15 protein-coding genes are annotated in these 18,852 nt (G+C 60.5%); 7 read left to right on the top strand and 8 right to left on the bottom strand.

The window, feature by feature from the left end; all coding sequences use genetic code 11:
* Positions 1 to 8: 8 nt before the first annotated feature.
* Positions 9 to 782 (bottom strand): enoyl-CoA hydratase, encoded by a 774-nt coding sequence (locus tag LJ360_RS07940; protein WP_091849613.1) that lies wholly within the window; start codon positions 780 to 782, stop codon positions 9 to 11.
* A gap of 222 nt (positions 783 to 1,004) precedes the next feature.
* On the opposite strand from LJ360_RS07940, the gene LJ360_RS07945 reads away from it, so the two are divergent.
* Entirely contained in the window at positions 1,005 to 2,519 is a 1,515-nt protein-coding gene (locus LJ360_RS07945; RefSeq protein ID WP_091849615.1) for a fumarate hydratase, read from the top strand.
* A 197-nt stretch (positions 2,520 to 2,716) separates the two neighbouring features.
* On the opposite strand, the gene LJ360_RS07950 is transcribed toward LJ360_RS07945, so the two are convergent.
* Positions 2,717 to 4,177 (bottom strand): protein adenylyltransferase SelO, encoded by a 1,461-nt coding sequence (locus tag LJ360_RS07950; RefSeq protein ID WP_091849768.1) that lies wholly within the window; start codon positions 4,175 to 4,177, stop codon positions 2,717 to 2,719.
* Between the two features lie 147 nt (positions 4,178 to 4,324).
* Here LJ360_RS07950 and LJ360_RS07955 point away from each other — a divergent pair, with 147 nt between their 5' ends.
* From LJ360_RS07955 to LJ360_RS07975, 5 genes are all read left to right on the top strand, one after another.
* The gene (locus LJ360_RS07955; protein WP_264995770.1) at positions 4,325 to 5,251 is read left to right on the top strand and encodes a hypothetical protein; all 927 of its coding nucleotides are present in this window, start codon (positions 4,325 to 4,327) and stop codon (positions 5,249 to 5,251) included.
* A gap of 4 nt (positions 5,252 to 5,255) precedes the next feature.
* On the top strand, positions 5,256 to 6,062 hold the full coding sequence (locus tag LJ360_RS07960) for an HAD-IIB family hydrolase (protein WP_091849619.1): 807 nt from the start codon (positions 5,256 to 5,258) through the stop codon (positions 6,060 to 6,062).
* Between the two features lie 55 nt (positions 6,063 to 6,117).
* Positions 6,118 to 7,341, top strand: a complete 1,224-nt coding sequence (locus tag LJ360_RS07965) for a glycosyl transferase (RefSeq protein WP_091849621.1) — start codon at positions 6,118 to 6,120, stop codon at positions 7,339 to 7,341.
* Positions 7,338 to 9,065 (top strand): alpha-amylase family glycosyl hydrolase, encoded by a 1,728-nt coding sequence (locus LJ360_RS07970; protein ID WP_091849623.1) that lies wholly within the window; start codon positions 7,338 to 7,340, stop codon positions 9,063 to 9,065. The genes LJ360_RS07965 and LJ360_RS07970 overlap by 4 nt, the downstream gene beginning before the upstream one ends.
* A gap of 113 nt (positions 9,066 to 9,178) precedes the next feature.
* Positions 9,179 to 10,279, top strand: coding sequence for a DUF3524 domain-containing protein (locus LJ360_RS07975; RefSeq protein ID WP_264995771.1), 1,101 nt, complete (start codon positions 9,179 to 9,181; stop codon positions 10,277 to 10,279).
* On the opposite strand, the gene LJ360_RS07980 is transcribed toward LJ360_RS07975, so the two are convergent.
* Positions 10,271 to 11,230, bottom strand: a complete 960-nt coding sequence (locus LJ360_RS07980) for a sensor domain-containing diguanylate cyclase (protein WP_091849627.1) — start codon at positions 11,228 to 11,230, stop codon at positions 10,271 to 10,273. The genes LJ360_RS07975 and LJ360_RS07980 overlap by 9 nt on opposite strands.
* A gap of 20 nt (positions 11,231 to 11,250) precedes the next feature.
* Positions 11,251 to 12,273 (bottom strand): response regulator, encoded by a 1,023-nt coding sequence (locus LJ360_RS07985; protein ID WP_264995772.1) that lies wholly within the window; start codon positions 12,271 to 12,273, stop codon positions 11,251 to 11,253.
* Between the two features lie 238 nt (positions 12,274 to 12,511).
* Between LJ360_RS07985 and sbcB the strand changes: the two genes are divergently transcribed.
* Complete coding sequence (sbcB, locus tag LJ360_RS07990) at positions 12,512 to 13,957, top strand: exodeoxyribonuclease I (protein WP_264995773.1); 1,446 nt, start codon at positions 12,512 to 12,514, stop codon at positions 13,955 to 13,957.
* Positions 13,958 to 14,127: 170 nt separating this feature from the next.
* Here sbcB and LJ360_RS07995 read toward each other — a convergent pair whose 3' ends face one another.
* The 4 genes from LJ360_RS07995 to LJ360_RS19870 form a co-directional block, all read right to left on the bottom strand.
* A complete protein-coding gene (locus LJ360_RS07995) occupies positions 14,128 to 15,789 on the bottom strand; it encodes a hypothetical protein (RefSeq protein ID WP_264995774.1) in 1,662 nt (553 codons plus the stop codon).
* A 14-nt stretch (positions 15,790 to 15,803) separates the two neighbouring features.
* On the bottom strand, positions 15,804 to 16,127 hold the full coding sequence (locus LJ360_RS08000; protein ID WP_264995775.1) for a tetratricopeptide repeat protein: 324 nt from the start codon (positions 16,125 to 16,127) through the stop codon (positions 15,804 to 15,806).
* Between the two features lie 220 nt (positions 16,128 to 16,347).
* Positions 16,348 to 16,629, bottom strand: coding sequence for a type II toxin-antitoxin system ParD family antitoxin (locus LJ360_RS08005; RefSeq protein WP_264995776.1), 282 nt, complete (start codon positions 16,627 to 16,629; stop codon positions 16,348 to 16,350).
* A gap of 138 nt (positions 16,630 to 16,767) precedes the next feature.
* Positions 16,768 to 18,579, bottom strand: a complete 1,812-nt coding sequence (locus LJ360_RS19870; protein WP_320108787.1) for a flagellin — start codon at positions 18,577 to 18,579, stop codon at positions 16,768 to 16,770.
* Between the last annotated feature and the right edge of the window lie 273 nt (positions 18,580 to 18,852).

The following is an 18,852-nucleotide window of genomic DNA, read 5'->3' on the forward strand; positions in this document are numbered from 1 at the left end:
CCTTGAGCTCAGGAAAACCTGGAAAAGTCGGGCTTCCGCTTCTCCATAAAGGCCTTGAACGCCTCCGCCGCTTCCGGCGACTTCAGCCGCTCTCCGAATAACTCGCCTTCGGCCAGCATTGCCTCCCGCAGCTCGGCTGTATTGCGACGGTTCAGCAGGCGCTTGGTGGCACGAACAGACGCTGGCGGCTGGGCAACCAGTTGGGCGCAGGCGGCCAACGCCTCTGACTCGGTGGCAGAAGGCTCGCAAACCCGGTTAATCAGTCCCAGTTCAGCGGCCTTGGGGGCATCAAACGTACCACCCAGCAGAAGCAACTCCGCCGCGCGAACCCGGCCCAGCCACTCCGGCAGCAACAAGCTCGAACCACCCTCCGGGCACAAGCCCAGGTTGGCGAACGGCATCTGGAAGGCCGTATTGTTGCCGGCGAACACCAGGTCACAATGCAGCAGCATGGTGGTACCAATGCCCACTGCGGGGCCATTGACCGCTGCGACGACCGGCTTCTCGGCTTTCGCCATACCGAACAGGAAACGTCCAACCGGGGAAGTTTCGAACTCACCCACCGGCCCGGCAGCGAAGTCAGACAAGTCATTACCCGCCGTAAAGCATTCCTCGGTACCGGTAATCAGGGTACAGCGAATGTTCGCATCGTTCTCTGCATTGCTAATCGCATCCGCCAGCGCGGCGTACATGGCCTGGCTGAGGGCATTCTTGCGGTCTGGGCGATTCAGTCGGGCGATCTGTACCTGGTCGCGGACTTCAATGACAACGTGTTCGCTCACGGAGGGCTCCTTCATACATTTTTTTATGGTGACCGGCTCGCGGCCTGCGACTTTGGTCGCGGTCCGGATTAAACCCCAGAACCACGGGCAGATGCAAAGTAGCAAGGTATCTGTATAAAACCTGACCCGGCTGGTAAACTGTGCGCCGTTTTTGTGGCGCGCCCTCCTGACTCTCGCCGGCCGCGCTTCCAACCGAACAACCGAAAAACTGATGAGACGCCTATGACCACCGTAATCCGCCAGGACGACCTGATCGAAAGCGTAGCGGACGCGCTGCAGTTCATTTCCTACTACCACCCCAAGGACTTTATCCAGGGCGTATACGAGGCCTACCAGAAGGAAGAGTCCCAGGCGGCCAAGGATGCCATGGCGCAGATCCTCATCAACTCCCGCATGTGCGCCCAGGGTCACCGCCCTATCTGCCAGGACACCGGCATCGTTACCGTATTCGTCAATATCGGCATGGACGTAAAGTTCGAATGCGACCAGCCGCTGGATGATGTCATCAACGAAGGTGTTCGCCGCGCCTACACCCATCCGGACAACGTGCTGCGGGCTTCCGTACTGGCGGACCCGGACGGCAAGCGGGAGAACACCAAGGACAATACGCCGGCCATCATCCACTACAAGATGGTGCCCGGTAACACCGTAGAGGTGCACGTAGCGGCCAAGGGCGGCGGGTCCGAGGCCAAGTCCAAGTTTGCCATGCTGAACCCGTCTGACTCGGTTGTGGACTGGGTGCTGAAGATGGTTCCGCAGATGGGCGCCGGCTGGTGTCCGCCGGGCATGCTGGGCATTGGTATTGGCGGTACCGCCGAGAAGGCAATGGAGCTGGCCAAGGAATCCCTGCTGGAGCCCATCGATATCCACGACCTGCAGGCTCGCGGTGCGTCCAACCGGGCTGAGGAGCTGCGCCTGGAGCTATTCGAGAAAGTCAACGAGCTGGGCATTGGCGCCCAGGGCCTGGGTGGCCTGACCACCGTGCTGGACGTGAAGGTGAAGGACTATCCCACCCACGCGGCGAACAAGCCCGTCGCTATCATCCCCAACTGTGCCGCCACCCGCCATGCGCACTTCGTGCTGGATGGTTCCGGCCCGTCATTGCAGACACCCCCGAGCCTGGACGACTGGCCGGAAATCACCTGGGAAGTCGGCGAGAACGTGCGCCGCGTGAACCTGGATACGGTGACTCCGGAAGACGTGAAGGACTGGCAGCCGGGTGAAACCGTGCTGCTCTCCGGCAAGATGCTCACCGGTCGTGATGCCGCCCACAAGAAGATGGTCGACATGATCGAGAAGGGCGAAGAGCTGCCGGTGGACCTTAAGGGCCGCTTTATCTACTACGTGGGTCCGGTAGACCCGGTACGCGAAGAAGTGGTTGGCCCGGCCGGCCCCACTACAGCCACCCGGATGGACAAGTTCACCCGCACCATGCTTGAGAAAACTGGCCTGACCGGCATGATCGGCAAGGCAGAGCGTGGCCAGGTGGCCATCGATGCCATCCGTGAATTTGGTGCGGTCTACCTGATGGCCGTTGGCGGCTCTGCCTACCTGGTCTCCAAGGCCATCAAGAAAGCGGAAGTGGTTGCCTTCCCGGAACTGGGTATGGAAGCCATCTACGAGTTCGAGGTAGAGGATATGCCGGTCACCGTCGCGGTGGACTCCCGTGGTACGTCTGTACACCAGACCGGCCCGGTGGAGTGGCACGACAAGATCATTGCTGCCAAGGCGGTTTGAATCTTAGCTGATGCACCCTTCGACGGGCTCAGGGTGAACGGCACTTACCGGGACCCTTCGACAAGCTCAGGGTGAACGGAGTTTGCCGGAACGCTGGGGGAGGCTCAGGATGAGCGGATTGGAATGACCGTTCGCCCTGAGCCTGTCGAAGGGCGTGATGCCGTGGCGAAATAGTCCATAAATCCGTTTACCTCGGTTCACGAAGAGCAACTGATACTCATACGCCGCCCCCAGTCCGGTGGCACCTGGGCATAGCGCACGTACTCCGGCTGTTCGTCAAAGGGCTGTTTCAGTACCGTCAGCAATTCGTCCAGTGGCGCGTAGTCACCCTCCCGCGCCGCTTCAATCACCTGCTGGGCCAGGTAGTTCCGCAGTATGTATTTCGGGTTCACCCGGCACATGGCCCGCTCCCGTTCTTCAGGCGTCAGTGATTCGCTCTCAAGGCGTCGTTCATATCGTTCCAGCCAGGCATCCGCCACGCTGCGGTCCACAAACAGGTCCCGCACCGGTCCCGGTCCCCGGGAGGGAAGGGTGGACAGGCCGCGGAAGAACCGGGTGTAGTCCACGCTGTGTTCATGGAGCATGCTGAAGGTGTCCATGATCAGGCCCTGGTCGTCCTCTGCCTCTCCGGACAAGCCGAGTTTCTCCCGCATCAGGGCCGGGAACACGCTGTTGTACGTGGTTTCGTATTCCCGCATGCTCCGGCGAAGGTCGTCCGTATCGATCAGCGACGACAGCGCATGGGCCAGGTACTGACAGTTGATGAAGCCGATTTCGGGCTGGCGGTTATAGGCATAGCGACCGCCCTGGTCGGTGTGGTTGCAGATATAGCGGGCGTCGAAGTCATCAAGGAACGCATAGGGTCCGTAATCGAAGGTGTCGCCGATGATCGACATGTTGTCGGAGTTCATCACCCCGTGGCAGAAGCCCACTACCTGCCATTGTGAAATCGTTCGGGCGGTACGGCGTACCACTTCGCCAAAGAAGGCCGGATATCGCTCGGCTGCCGGCAGCTCGGCCAGATCCGGAAAGTGATAGCCAATGGTGTGATCCGCCAGGGTCCTGACCGCCTCCGGCCCCAGGTGGTTGGCCGCGTATTCGAAGTGGCCAAAGCGGATATGGGTATCGGCTACCCGCACCAGGGCAGCTGCAGTCTCGATGGTTTCCCGACGTACCGGCTCGTTGGATGACACCAGGAACAGGGCCCGGGTCGTCGGAATGCCCAGGTAATACATCGCTTCGCTGCACAGGTATTCGCGGATGGTCGAGCGCAGCACCGCCCGCCCATCGCCAAAGCGGGAGTAGGGGGTCTGGCCAGCGCCCTTCAGGTGCCAGTCCCGAATGCGGCCGTCCGGGTCCTGTGTCTCCCACAGCAGAAGGCCACGGCCGTCCCCAAGCTCCGGGTTGTACATGCCGAACTGGTGGCCGGTGTACTTCATGGCCACCGGCTCCATGCCTTCCAGTAAGGCACGGCCAGCGCCGATCTCGGCCCAGTCTTCCGGGGAATCCACCGACAGCCCCATTTCCCCGGCCAGGTCCTTGTTGAAATGCACCAGTCTGACGTTGCCCCGCAGGGGTGTTGGCTGGACATGACTGTAGAAGGTATCTGGTAATTCGAGGTACCGCCGGGTTGTCTGTATGCCGCTGAATGCTGTCATAAGGGAACTGGCCGGTGCCGACTGGCTGTAGGCCATTCTCCTCCTATACTGGTGGATGTACTACTGGTGCAAGTACCGGGGCAAACGGGGTCGCTGGTACGGAACCTGCTTTTCTACAGGAAGACGTAAACGCCTGGAGCCGAAGCCATGCCGAACACAGATACCGATGATGCCCTCGAAGCCCTGATGAACCAGCACCGGTTACCGCCGGAATACCGCCGTACCGTCAGCGATATAATCGAGCCCCTTGCCCTGTCACTCTATCAGGCCAGCAAGGACTCGGACACACCCCTGGTCGTGGGCATCCACGGTGCCCAGGGCACCGGCAAATCCACCCTGACGGATTTCTTGCGGGTATTGCTCGCTTATCGCTACCGCTGTCCTACCGCAAGCCTGTCACTGGATGACATCTACCATACCCGGGAGACCCGCAGTGAGCTGGCCAGTGAGGTCCACCCGATGCTGGCTACCCGCGGCGTTCCAGGCACCCATGACCTGCCGCTCGGCAACAGGGTATTGGATGAACTGGTGGCCGCCAACGCCGGATCCCGCACCCCCATGCCGGTTTTCAACAAGGCCCTGGACGACCGGGAGCCGGAGGAGAACTGGCCCCTGTTTATCGGCCATCCGGAGATCATCCTGGTGGAAGGCTGGTGTCTTGGGGCATTGCCCCAGTCTGAGGAAGAACTCGCTACGCCATTAAACGACCTGGAAAGGAACGACGATGCCGACGGCCGCTGGCGGCGTTACGTCAACCAGCAGCTGGACGGTCCTTACAAGGATTTCTTCGAGCGCCTGGACCTGCTGATCATGATGAAGGCGCCGTCGTTCGATGCGGTAAAACGCTGGCGCACCGAACAGGAGCACAAGCTGGCGGAGCGCTACCGGGCTGCACCGAAAGTGGGCGAAGAAAGTGGCCGGCCCGCACCACAAGTGCGCATTATGGGAGATGCCGAACTGGAACGCTTTGTCATGCACTACGAACGTATCACCCGGCACTGCCTGGACGAGATGCCCGCCCGGGCAGACGTGCTGCTGGAGTTGGACGAAGACCACACCCTGACCCGGGCCTGAGGCCATGTTTGGGCCGGCACTGATCCTGTTCAGCGACCTGGACGGTACGCTCCTGGACCATGACACCTACGACTGGTCGCCGGCACAGCCTGCACTGAAGCAGCTGGCGGCACTGGAAGTCCCGCTGGTACTGACGTCCAGCAAGACCCGGGGGGAAATGGAAGCGCTTCGGCGAGCGATGGGTAATCACCACCCCTTTATCGTGGAGAACGGCGCCGCCACGGTGATACCGAAGGACTACTTCGAGGCAGGGCCGGAACAGGTCACCTGCCTGGGGGCCGGCCGTGTTGACATCCTCACCCATCTGCGACGGCTCAGGGGGCAGGGTTTCCGGTTTACCGGCTTTGCGGATATGACGGATGCAGACGTCGCCAATCACACCGGGCTGGACCTGAACGGCGCCGGTAAGGCCAGGGACCGGGTTGCCACGGAACCATTGCTCTGGCAGGGCTCGGAGGCAGACCTGGCGGCCTTTCGGCTGGCCCTGGAGGCTGCAGGACTTCAGCTGCTCGCCGGGGGGCGTTTTCTCCACGTGATGGGCCAGTTCGACAAGGCGGATGCCATGGCACAACTGACCCAACGCTACCGTACCCGCTGGCCAGGCAGGAGCTGGCAAACCGTGGCCCTGGGGGACAGCCCCAACGACCAGGCCATGCTTGCTGGCGCGGACCTTGCAGTGGTCATGGCAGGCCCCGGCGCAAACCGGATCGAGCTGCCGCCAGGTCACCGGGTCATCCGGTCGCAACAGCCAGGCCCGTTGGGCTGGAACCAGTGTGTACTGGACATCCTTCAGAGCTACGACGACCACTGAGTGACAGCCCGGCAATGACCCTCAATCACCCTCGATCACAACAAGGAGAGCCCGCATGGGGGATTTCTACCAGAATGGTATTGTCACCACACTGCATAATCTGACCCGCCGACCGGTGGAGGACCTGGAGCGGGAGCTGCTCACCTTCAGTAAAACCCGCCCTATGGGCCTGGTATTGCCTTCCCTCTATTCCGAACTGGAAGGCCCGGCCCTGGCCAATATCGTTGAAGAGCTCAAGGCGGTGCCCTACCTGGACCAGATTGTCATCGGGCTGGACCGTGCCGATGAAGGCCAGTATCGCCATGCCATGGAGTACTTCTCGGGCCTGCCCCAGAACGTCAAGGTACTCTGGAACGACGGGCCCAGGCTGAAGGCCATCGATGAAAAACTTCGGGAGCAGGGCCTGGCGCCATCCGAGATGGGCAAGGGGCGCAATGTCTGGTTCTGCTTCGGATATATGCTGGCCTCCGGCCAGGTCAAATCCATTGCCCTGCATGACTGCGATATTCTCACCTATTCCCGCGACCTGCTGGCCCGGCTGATCTATCCGGTGGCCAATCCGTCGTTCAACTATATGTTCTGCAAGGGTTACTACGCCCGGATATCCGACAGCAGCATGAATGGACGGGTCAGTCGCCTGCTGGTGACGCCGTTGCTGCGGGCCCTGAAGAAGGTGTGCGGGCAGCGGGACTTCCTGGATTACATGGACAGCTTCCGTTACCCCCTGGCCGGGGAGTTCTCCCTGCGAAGGGACGTGATCACCGACCTGAGGATCCCCAGTGACTGGGGCCTGGAAATCGGAGTGCTGTCGGAGATGCGCCGCAACTACGCCACCAACCGGATCTGTCAGGTGGACATCGCGGATAACTATGACCACAAGCACCAGGACCTGTCACCGGATGACGCCAGTAAAGGCCTGTCCAAGATGAGCCTGGACATCTGCAAGGCCCTGTTCCGCAAACTGGCCACCAACGGCGAAGTGCTCTCCACCGAGGAGTTCCGCACGATCAAGGCCACCTACTACCGCATTGCCCTGGATTTTATCGAGACCTACCAGAACGATGCCCTCATCAACGGCCTGACCATCGACCGACATCGGGAGGAGAAGGCTGTCGAGATGTTCGCCAGCAACGTGATGGATGCGGGCAACTACTTCCTGGAAAACCCCATGGACGCGCCTTTCATTCCCAGCTGGAGCCGGGTGGCCAGCGCGTTACCGAACCTGATGGACGAACTGGTCGAAGCGGTGGAGCTGGATAACCGGGATTTCGCGCCATGACCGATACCCTGACCAACAAGCTTGCGGGCATGCTGCAGCAGATTTACCCCGCGCTGGATGTGCAGTGGCTGGCGGATGGGCTTCTGGGTGCCATGGGCCTGGCAGAGGATACCCAGGGGCCGCCAGCGCACCAGAATAACTGGGACGAATCCGATGTTCTGCTGATCACCTACGGCGACAGTGTGCAGCGGCCAGGGGAGAAGCCTCTGCGGACACTGAAGCAGTTCCTCGACGACTGCCTGGCGGACACCATCAGCGGTGTCCATGTCCTGCCATTCTTTCCGTACAGTTCGGACGATGGCTTCTCGGTGATGGACTACCGGGCGGTGAACGAATCCCTGGGGGACTGGGAGGATATCCGGGCCATTGCCAGTGATTACAAGCTCATGGCCGACCTGGTGATCAACCACATGTCTGCCCGCAGCCGCTGGTTCGAGAATTTCCGCCGCCGCGAGCATCCGGGCAAGGACTATTTCTTCGAAGCGGACCCGACCCGGGACCTGAGTGAGGTTGTTCGCCCCCGCACCTCACCCCTGCTGGTGCCGGTGCAGACCGAGGACGGTGAGCGCTACGTGTGGTGCACCTTCAGTGAGGACCAGGTGGACCTGAATTTCGCCAACCCCCAGGTACTGGTCGAGTTCGTCCAGATCATGCGGTTCTACCTGGAGCAGGGGGTGCGCATCTTCCGGCTGGATGCGGTGGCCTTTCTCTGGAAGGAGCCAGGCACGTCCTGCATTCACCTGCAGCAGACCCATGAGATCATCAAGGTGCTGCGACTGCTGGTGGAGCACCACACGCCGGAAGCCATCCTGATCACCGAAACCAACGTGCCCAACCGGGAGAACCTGACCTACTTCGGCAACGCCAACGAAGCCCATGTCATCTATAACTTCTCGCTGCCCCCGTTGCTGATCAACACCCTGGTCAGCGGCAACTGCCGCCACCTGAAAACCTGGCTGATGAGCATGCCCCCGGCGCAGATGGGCACCACCTACCTGAACTTTATCGCCTCCCATGATGGCATTGGGTTGCGACCTACCGATGGCCTGCTGACGGATGATGAGAAACAGGCACTGATACACTGCCTGGAAACCTTCGGAGGTAAGGTGTCCTACCGGCGCCTGGCCGCCGGTGGTAACCAGCCCTACGAAATTAACATTGCCCTGTGGGATGCCCTGAAGGGCACCGAGGAGAGCGGGCCGGACCAGTGGCAGCTGCAACGGTTTCTCTGTGCCCATGCCATCATGCTGGCCCTGGAAGGACTCCCCGCGTTCTATATTCACAGCCTGCTGGGAACCGGCAACGACTACGCCCGGGTAGAGCACACCGGCCGCCTGCGTTCCATCAACCGCAGCCAGTGGGACCTGGAAACCCTGGAGCGGGAGCTGGACAACCCCATGAGCCGGCACAACCAGGTATTCCATCAGCTCAAACGACTGATCGCCATCCGCCGCAAACAGCCGGCTTTTCATCCCAACGCCACGCAGTTCACCCTTCACCTGGGGCTGAAAATCTTCGGCTTCTGGCGCCAGAGCATGCGGCGGGACCAGTCCATTTTCTGTATCCACAACATCACCGACGAGGTGCAGCAGGTGGCGCTGGCGGATATCAACCTGATCGGTACTGACCACTGGCGGGACCTGATCAGCGGACTGGAAATTGATGACCTCTCCGGTAGCCTGACCCTGAAACCGTACCAGGCAGTGTGGCTGGCGAACCGCTGAGCCCCGAAAATGGGGCTAAAGAGTGGGCTAAAGAGTGGGGTAAGAGAGCGGGGCGACAACCGGTCGCGGGATGAATACACTGGGGCGTTTATCCTGGCCACGGTGCAATCGCCATGACAGATCCGAAACGCATCCTGTTGCTATCCGGCTACGACGCCGGCAGCCACCGCCGCTGGCGGGACCAGTTACTGGCAGCTCTGCCGGACTACCACTGGCAGGTGCTGGCGCTGCCGCCCCGGTTCTTTCGCTGGCGGATACGGGGCAATCCCCTGAGCTGGCTGGGTGAACCGCTGTTGCAGGAGCCTTGGGACATGATCCTGGCGACCTCCATGGTGGACCTGGCCACCCTTAAGGGACTGAACCCCCAACTGGCTCGTACTCCATCCATCCTGTACATGCACGAAAACCAGTTTGCCTACCCGGATTCCGGTCGCCAGCACTCCAGTGTGGAGCCGGCGATGGTGAATCTGTACAGTGCGCTGGCCGCTGACCGGGTGCTGTTCAACAGTGCCTGGAACCGCAACAGCTTTCTGCACGGTGCCTTCCGGTTTATCGATCAGATGCCGGACCGGCTGCCGCCGGATATGACCGCGTCCATCGAAGAGAAGTCCCGGGTGGTACCGGTACCGATTGATGACCGCCTGTTCGTCACACGAAGCACGGTTCCAAACTGGGAAGTGCCGCACCTGCTTTGGAACCACCGCTGGGAATACGACAAGGGTCCGGAGCGGCTATTATACCTGCTAAGGAAGCTGCGCCGGCGGGAGCAACCTTTCCGCCTGAGTGTCGTTGGGGAGCAGTTCCGGCAGCAGCCCGGAGCCTTCAGCCAGGTCCGGGAGGAGTTTGGCACTCACCTGGATAACTGGGGTTTTCTGGAGCGGCGAGGGGACTACGACCAGTTGCTGGCGAGCGCCGATGTCGTAGTGAGCACCGCACTGCATGATTTCCAGGGCCTGGCCATGCTGGAAGCCATGGCCTCCGGTTGCCTGGCGCTGGCGCCCCGGCGCCTGGCCTATCCGGAGTATGTACCGCAATCCCAGTGCTATGAGGGCCACGAGGACGACCCCCACGCGGAGGCGCGGGCGGCGGCGGATACCCTGCAAACCCTGCTGGCTCAAAGGCCTGCACCGGTCAGACCCGAAGACTGGCGAACCTCACGCCTGTTGGTGGACTATCGCCGGCAAATCCAGGAGATTATTGGCCCTTCAGTCTGATCCGCTCACCACACTGCGGTTACGGCCTGCTTTCTTGGCCCGGTAAAGGGCTTCGTCGGCCTGCTGCAGCCACTGCATGTAGTTTTCCGCGCTATCTGTCAGCTTCACAAGCCCCATGCTTACCGTGCAGTGGATCGGTCCGTGGTCCGTCTCGACGGCCGTTTCAGCGATGGTTTCGCGGATACGCTCGCAGATCACCAGTGCCCCGTCGATGTCGGTCTCTGGCAGGATGATGGCGAATTCCTCTCCGCCGTACCGACCCGGGCGGTCCGCCTGTCGCAGGGCTTCGCGGGTGATAAGGGCGACCTCTCGAATCACCTCGTCGCCGATCAGGTGACCGTGGGTGTCATTGATAGGCTTAAAGTGGTCGATGTCGAACATCACCAGCACCGTATTGTGGCCATAGCGGCGGTAGCGCTCGAACTCCGCATCCAGCAGGTTTTCCCAGGTGCCCCGGTTGAGCAGACCGGTCAGACGATCGGTGGAGCTTAGCCGCTCGAGCTGCTTGTTGGCGTGTTCCAGGGCGCGGCGGCCGCTGGCTATGTCGGTAACGTCATAGATCATCAGGCAAACCTGTTCCACCTGGCCGTCCGGTCCGGTCAGCGGGCTGATGGTCAGGTTCTGGAACATGTATTCCTCAGTGCCGGTCACCGGGCGGGTATTACGGAACCGGAACAGGTAGGGGCGCTGCTCCCAGGAGGTAAAGGTGCGGGTGTTCAGGGTAATCACCGACTGAACCTTGCGGATTAGCCAGGCCCTGGGCAGCTCCGGAAACTGCTCGAACAGGGACTGTCCAAGCAGGCGGCTGGCGTTGACGCCGCTGTGGTTCTCCATAAAGCCGTTCCACATCTGTACCCGGTAGTCCAGGTCGATCACCACCAGGCCGACTTCGATGGACTCCAGCAAGGTAACCAGGCTGTGATAACCGGTGGCGTCCGTTGTTTCAGCCATACATGCTCCCGTGAGTCATTTCAGTCTTCGCCGGTCAGGAAGGGCAACCGGGTTTCCAGCTGGCGGATGGACTCCTCGGTCAGGAACACCAGCAGGTCACATTCAATCTCGTAGCCTTCGAGGCGGTAGGGAATTTCCACGCACATCAGTTTTTCCTGGCGCTGGTTGTGGTACTCCACCAGGTGATCCACCCGCCGGTGGCGACCCAGCACCATGGGCTGGCCCAGGCCAAGGTGGATATCCATCTGCTCACCCACGCCCCGCAGGAACGCCCCGAACAGAATGCTGGACATGTCCATCAGCACTTCGATATCCAGGGCGTCAGACTCCACATCGCCATAGTCCAGAAGCCGCACCATGTCTTCGATAGTGGAATCGGAGAACAGCAGAAGTGCCTCACCGGCCAGGCCGGCACCGGTGAATCCCTGGCATACGGCAGAGTAGGTTCCTTGCTGCTCAGTGGCCGCTGACAGCAGCATGCTGAGCTCACTGCGATAGACGGTGGTGATCTTCGGCACCGGCAATTGCACGAACACCTTCAGCAGCCGGGCGAGCAGGTCCGCCGCCTGGCCCATGGCGACATTGGAGATTTCCTGCAGAAAATCAGAAAGCCCCACACTGAATGGCGCGGTGTGGTTATCCGGCAGATTATGGGGCTGGGGAGCGGAGGCGTCCGGCTGGTAGAGGCCGAACTGTTCCAGCAGGCGAGCCAGCAGGACCCGCTCAACCGGCTTCCGGACGAAGTCGATGGCTCCAAGGTCCGTCACCCGTTTGCGGGCTTCGGGCTGGATATCGGCCGATACCACCAGAGTCATCACGGGCAGGTCTTCCCGCCGGATGGTCTCAAGCACCTGGTAGCCGTCCATATCCGGCATGTTCAGGTCCAGCAGCAGGAGGTCGGCGTCACCCTGGCGGATGCAATGCAGGGCCTCCTGGCCGTTTTCGACATACCGGATATCGGTTTTCCAGTCCCGGGGCAGGGCACGGGCCATCTGCTTGCGGGCCATGGCCGAGTCGTCGCAGATGAGGATGCGGGTTTTCATGGACTAACGCTCGCCCCGAAGACGGTATGGTGCCTTCCCTGCCTGACGATCAGGCGCCTCCAGCGCCCATGGGAGAGCGAGTATTATACCCGGATAAAAAATGTACATAACGGGTCAACCGTTAAAGCCTGCAAAACCTGGGGGCTGCCCCTTGGTTTTTGCAAATGCGGCGGTACGGCACAGTTCAGAGAAACTGGTACACTTCGCGCATCTGACGAAAACTACCGGGAGCCCAGGTGTGACCCCCACTTTCTACTGGCATGACTACGAAACCTTCGGCGCAGACCCTATCCACGACCGGCCCTCCCAGTTTGCCGGCGTACGCACCGATGCGGACCTGAATATTATTGAAGACCCGCTGGTGATCTACTGCAAGCCGACAGACGATTACCTGCCGCACCCGGTTGCCTGTCTGATCACCGGTATCACCCCTCAGAAAGCCCTCGAGAACGGCTTCCCGGAGGCGGAATTCATCGCGCAGATCAACGAGGCCTTCAGCCAGCCAGGCACCTGTGCGGTGGGCTATAACAGCCTGCGCTTTGACGATGAAGTTACCCGCCACACCCTTTACCGTAACCTGCGGGACCCCTACGCCCGGGAATGGCAGAACGGCAACTCCCGCTGGGACATTATCGACATGGTAAGGCTGACCTATGCCCTGCGCCCGGAAGGCATCGAGTGGCCCCGCAAGGAAGACGGCAGCCCCAGCTTCCGTCTGGAAGAGCTCACAGCCGCCAATGGCATAGCCCACGAGGCTGCCCACGATGCCATGTCGGATGTGGAAGCGACCATCGCGCTGGCGAAACTGATCAAGGAGAAGCAGCCAAAGCTGTTCGAGTTTGTCGTCAACAACAAGGACAAGCACTCCGCCCGGGCCATGCTGGACACGGCAACCATGAAGCCGGTGTTCCACATCTCCGCCAAGTACCCGGCTACCCGCGGATGCTGCGCCATGGTGGCGCCGGTGGCGGAGCACCCTACCAACAAGAACCAGGTGATTGTCTACGACCTGCGGGAAGACCCCACCGAGCTGATCAACGCCTCGGCGGAACAGATCCGGGAACGGGTCTTCACCGCCCAGGCGGATATGGGCGAGGGCGTCACCCGCTTTCCGCTGAAAGGGGTACAAGTCAACAAGTGCCCGGTACTGGCGCCAGGTACCATGCTCAAAAGCCTGAGCCCGGAGCGCCTGGAGCAGCTGGAACTGGACGGCGAAACCCTGCGGCAGAATCTGGCCACCCTGCGGGCCGCTGAAGGCCTGTCTCAAAAGATTGCTGAAGCCTTCGGCCACCAGCCGGAGAGCGACCTGACCGACCCGGATGAACAACTCTACAGCGGCGGCTTTCTCAGCAACACCGACCGGGAGAAGCTCAACTGGGTGATCAGCCAGCCCCCGGAGGCCCTGGGCGAACTGGATATTCGCTTCGAAGACCCACGCCTGCCGGAATTGCTTTTCCGCTACCGTGCCCGCAATTACCCGGGCACGTTGATTGACGGCGAGCGGGAGCGCTGGGAAGACTTCCGCCGTAAACGCCTGATGGAGCCGAAGAAGGGGTGGCTGTCGATGGAGGCCTACGGCCGTGAGCTGCAGCGATTGGCGGGCAATCCGGATATTACACCGGAGCAGATGCATATCCTGGAGGAGCTGCATCTTTGGGGTGAGTCGATAATGCCGTATTTCTAGCGGTTGGGTGGGGATAGGGCCAGGAAACCGGGCTCTTGAGAAGGTTTAGCTACGCAATCCACGGCCCTTCGACAGGCTCAGGGCGAACGGGAGCCAAGGGGAGCTTTGGAGTGGATCCGTTCGCCCTGAGCCTGTCGAAGGGTCAATAATTCCGTCGCACGAAAAACCGTTTACCGACGCCGCACAAAATAAACCGACAGCGGCTGCCCCACCAGGCTCTGCACCTGGCTGCCCAGCGCCTCGGCGCGCACCTGCCGTGCCACCGGACCCAACGCTAGGCTGTGGCCGTCGCTGTCCCGGGCCTTCACCAGCTTCCAGTCTACCTCGTTGCTCACCAGGCCCATCAGGTCCTGCAGCTGCCGGATATCCTGCGGGCGGAACCAGCGGTCGCGGCAGCCGCCGAGGCCATAAAAGTGCTCTTCCTTCAACAGGTCCTGCCATTGGGGATCACTGGCGTTATTCAGCGCCATACGACGCAGGCGGCGCAGTGTCTCCCGAGTGGGTTGCAGGTTGTGGGCGGCAATCAGCTGACGAATCTGCTCGTCGCCTTTGGTCTGTTCCGCCACCGCCGTGTGCATATGCACCACCGCGCCACCGGTGGTGGCATCGCTGACCAGCGCAGCCAGAGACAGCTCCGACATGGCGGGAGAGGGCAGACGGCCGACCTCCACCCAGTGGACCTGGTGCCCATCCGCCACAAAACGGCGGGCCACGGACCAGGGCCAGAATACAATGTTGGTCAGCCCCATCTCATCTGCGCGGCGGGCGGCCGTAGCCACATTGGCCAGGGAGTCGTCCACGGCGATCACTTCCACGTCATCGAGGTAACGGGCCAGTTCCAGTGCCCGCTGACCAGACTGGGCGCCGCAGATCATCATGCGCAGGGTGCCGGGCAGGGCAGAGGCGTCCAGTCCCAGTTCCTGGGCCATAATGGTCTTCAGGCTGCTGCCGGCGTGGTACGCCAGGCGCTGCCAGCTTGGCCACGCCTGGGGTACGTCGGTACGGGCCAGGGTGAGTTCTTCGGACTTCTCGTCGAAGTTCTGCTTGATGGCCTCGTCCATGGCACGGTCGTAATAGCTGGCGGCCATCACCGGCTGCAGGGCGGCCGGCCAGTCCGTCAGTGACCATTGCCCGAGCTGGGCGGCAAAGTGCTGATGGAACAGGGCGCCGTACATGGCGCTGATCATCACACTGCCGACCAGGGCTTCCACCGTCTCGTTCATGGCCAGTTGGGCGGCAATGCTGTCGTTGACGGTCTGAACCAGGTTCTCTTCGTCATCCGCAGCCACCAACGCGTAACCGGTGCGGTCCACGTAACGGGCGATGGCCAGGGTCAGGGGCTGCAGCTCGTCCCGCAGAGAGACGGTCTGGGCCACTTCCGCGATGATGGCCCGGCGCAGCAGCGTGACCAGCTCCTCAATGGCGGGGTCTGGCATGAGTGTTCTGTCCAGGGCCAGGATTAGCAGTTCGTCTTCGGCAGCAGCGTCCAGGAATACCTCGGCACTGGGGTTATCCAGGTTGTATTGTTGCCGCAGAATGGCTGCACAAAAGCGACCGATTTCCTGGTGGGGCAGCTCGTCCCGTCGCAACAGGGCAATGGCGTCCAGCGCCAGCTCCGTATCCGCCTTGTGTACCTCGATCTGCGCTGCACATTGCAGCATGCCGCTGTAAACGCTGGGCCAGTCCTGCCCAAGCTGAATCAGCTTGCGGTAATGCAGGTAGGCGACATCAAACTGACCCTGCTGCCGCCTGGCATGGGCCACACCGCAGAAAGCGGCGGCGGATTGCCGGTCGAGCTCCAGGGCCTGCAGGAAGTAGCTTTCCGCCTTCACCGGCCGCTCGGCCTTCAGGGCCCAGTAGCCCAGGTTGCAGTACTGCTGGGGCTGCTCCGGCTGCAGTGCCAGGCTTGTTCGAACAATTCGGCTGCCTGGTCCAGGTCCCCTTCATCCATGGCGACGCGGCCCAGCAGGCCAATGGCGGCGGCATGGTCCGGTTCCAGCGCCAATGCCTGTTCCAGAAGCTGTCGGCAACCATGGCGGGCCTGCACCCGCTCCAGGTAACGGCGCTGGGCGTTATTGGACTCGCCGTAGGCCGCATTGGCCTCCAGCACCAGCCGCGCCACTTGGGCCTTTTGTGAATCAGACAGCTGGACATTGTATTGTGCTTGCATGGAACACCTCATGGACCCGGCCGCGGCATAGGGCGGCAATAGTCTGCAGTTTTTTGACGGTTATTGCGGTAGTTGGGGGAGGTGTTGCGAAGGGTGTGCCAGAATTGATATCCGGAGGCAGTATCTATGGTGGCTCGGGTTCGTGTTGTAAATGATTTCATCGAAATCAGTGAGGGCCGTTTCCGAGAATTCCACCGTCCATAGTGGTGTCTGCACGTTTTCAACTCTCCTTGGTGATCCTGGATGCTCGGCTGGTCAGGTAGTCCGCGATCTCTTCCCCCACGCCGAGGGAGACCGTGCGTCCTGAGTCGGCATCTGCGAGCCCCTCGTCCAAAGCCTCGCGCAGCTCGTGCAGTTTCCTTTGGTGACGAAGCTCCTGTTGTTCAACCAACCTCAGGCCTTCTCGCAAAACCTCGCTGGCATTCTGAAAGCGACCGGCTTTGACCAGCATGTCTACCAGAGTGTTCTGGTGGTCCGTCAGTACGATATTTCGGGTAGCCATCTCGAGTTCTCTACTGTCACGTTTGGCATATTATGCCATCAGTCTGCGATAGTAAGGAACCGGGTCAATCAGCTACGCATCGTAAACAAAAACGGTCGGCAAAAGCCGACCGTTTCCTTTCCTTACGTATTTTGATTATTAGCCCTGCAGCAACTGCAATACCTGCTGCGGTCGTGCGTTGGCCTGGGCCAGTACCGACAGGCCGGCGGACTGCAATACCTGGGTCCGGGCCAGCTCGGCTGTTTCCGCCGCGAAGTCTGCATCCCGGATCCGGCTGTTGGAGGCAGAGAGGTTCTCCGAGGTGGTGCTCAGGTTGGCGATGGTGGATTCGAAGCGGTTTTGGACCGCGCCAAGTTGGGCTCGGAAGCTGTTGATGGTGTCGATGGCGTAGTCCACCGCAATCATTGCTACGTCGGCGCCTTCGCTTGTGGAGATGTCGATCTTGTTAATGGTCTGGGTGTCATCTTCAACAGTTGCAACGACTGGCGCCAGCGTTTCCGTGGCGGCATCAAAAACACCGTCGCCATTGAGGTCCGCCTGGATATCGATGGTGAACGCCTCGCCAAACTGGGAGGAGAAGAAAATCTCATCGTTGTCGGCGTTCAGGTGGGCTTCTATGCCTGTCTCGTTGGACTGGGCATTGACCTGGCTAACGATATCATTCAGCGAAGTGATGCCTTCGAATTCGTAGGCGGTTCCGTTGATGTCGACGTTGAAGTTGTAGGACTCGCCTTCGGCGAACTTGTCCGCGAGAGTAACATCGGCCGCTGCGGCCAAGGTTTCCGTGTTGTTGAACGAAGCTGTCGCATCATTAGCAGTAATCGTGACTTCAGGCGGATCGAACTGGTTGCCACTAGCAACATCGATGTCGAAAGCAGTTGCACTGCTATCACCAAACTCGACAGTTACCCCAGTGCTGTTGAAAACGCCTTCAAGCTGACTCGCAATGTCGGCGCCGGTGGCCCCGGCGGCAATATCATAGTTCGTCCCACCAACGTTAAGTGTACCGCCATTCGAGAAGTCCAGCCCGTTGATGTCATAAACGCCATCTGCCGATGCAGCGGCCGAAGAGGCATCAATATTTGCCTCATCAGCGGTCACCGGGGTACTTGCATCGCCGGTATCCAGGGCGAACACAGCTGAGATATCCTCGTTATTGGCGTTGCTAAACACCAATGAAGTTCCATCGGCGGTGACACTGACGCCGTCAAGGTCACCGCTGCTGTCGTTGTCGATCTCATCCTGGATGGCCGTGGCAAGCGCTCCGGCGTCGGAGTAAGCTGAGCTCGCAACGGTCAGCTCAACGTCGTTGATCGTGACAGTGCCGCCAAAGGACTGGGTGCCGTCGAAGGTGAACGTTGACAAATTAACATCGGTCTCTGCTGCCTCTCCCGCCTCTACAACATATGCAGCGAGATTGGTCGTTTCTTTCATAACAGAACCAATTTGACTGCCACGGGAATCCAGGCCGCTGATCGCAATCGTTTCGCCAGTATTTGCCCCGACCTGAAAAGTCTGCGTCGAAAACGTCCCGTCCAGAACCTTCAGCCCGTTAAATGACGTCTGGCTCGCAATCCGGTTAATTTCTTCGATGCGCTGCTGCACTTCCTGGTTCAGTGCTTGCCGGTCAGAGATGCTGTTGGTCGCGTTGGCTGATTGAACGGCCAGCTCCCGGATGCGTTGCAGGTTGTTGGTGATCTCGTCCATGGCACCTTCCGCGGTCTGCGCCAGGGAAATGCCATCGTTCGCATTACGCTGGGCCTGGTTGAGGCCAGAGATCTGTGACTGAAAACGTTCAGAAATTGCCAGGCCGGCGGCATCGTCTTTCGCAGAGTTGATGCGGAGACCGGAGGACAACCGCTCCAGTGCAGTATTGGCATCGTTTTGCGATGCATTCAGATTGCGCTGTGCGTTCAGCGATGCAATGTTGGTGTTGATGACCTGAGGCATAACCCTTCTCCCTGCTCAGAGATGCCAGACTGTGCTCCCAAAGGCGGAAACCCTGCCGGCGCAAATTCGTTAAATTGCCGTTTTGCCGGGTATCAAGCGAAGGGTGTGCCAGTTTTGTGGAAGGATACTTAATCGATTGTTTTTACATGTTTTTGTAAGGTCAGTATGTGAACATAGTGGACGGGCTTGCCAGAATCCTGGCGCCTCGAAGGGAAACGAATTGCCGCTTTTTCAGCCAACAATCCGGGAATACGCACCTCGGAACCAAAAGGT

Origin of the sequence: Marinobacter sp. AN1, assembly GCF_026013985.1 — a bacterium.
In the GTDB taxonomy this organism is placed as follows: Bacteria; Pseudomonadota; Gammaproteobacteria; order Pseudomonadales; family Oleiphilaceae; genus Marinobacter; species Marinobacter segnicrescens.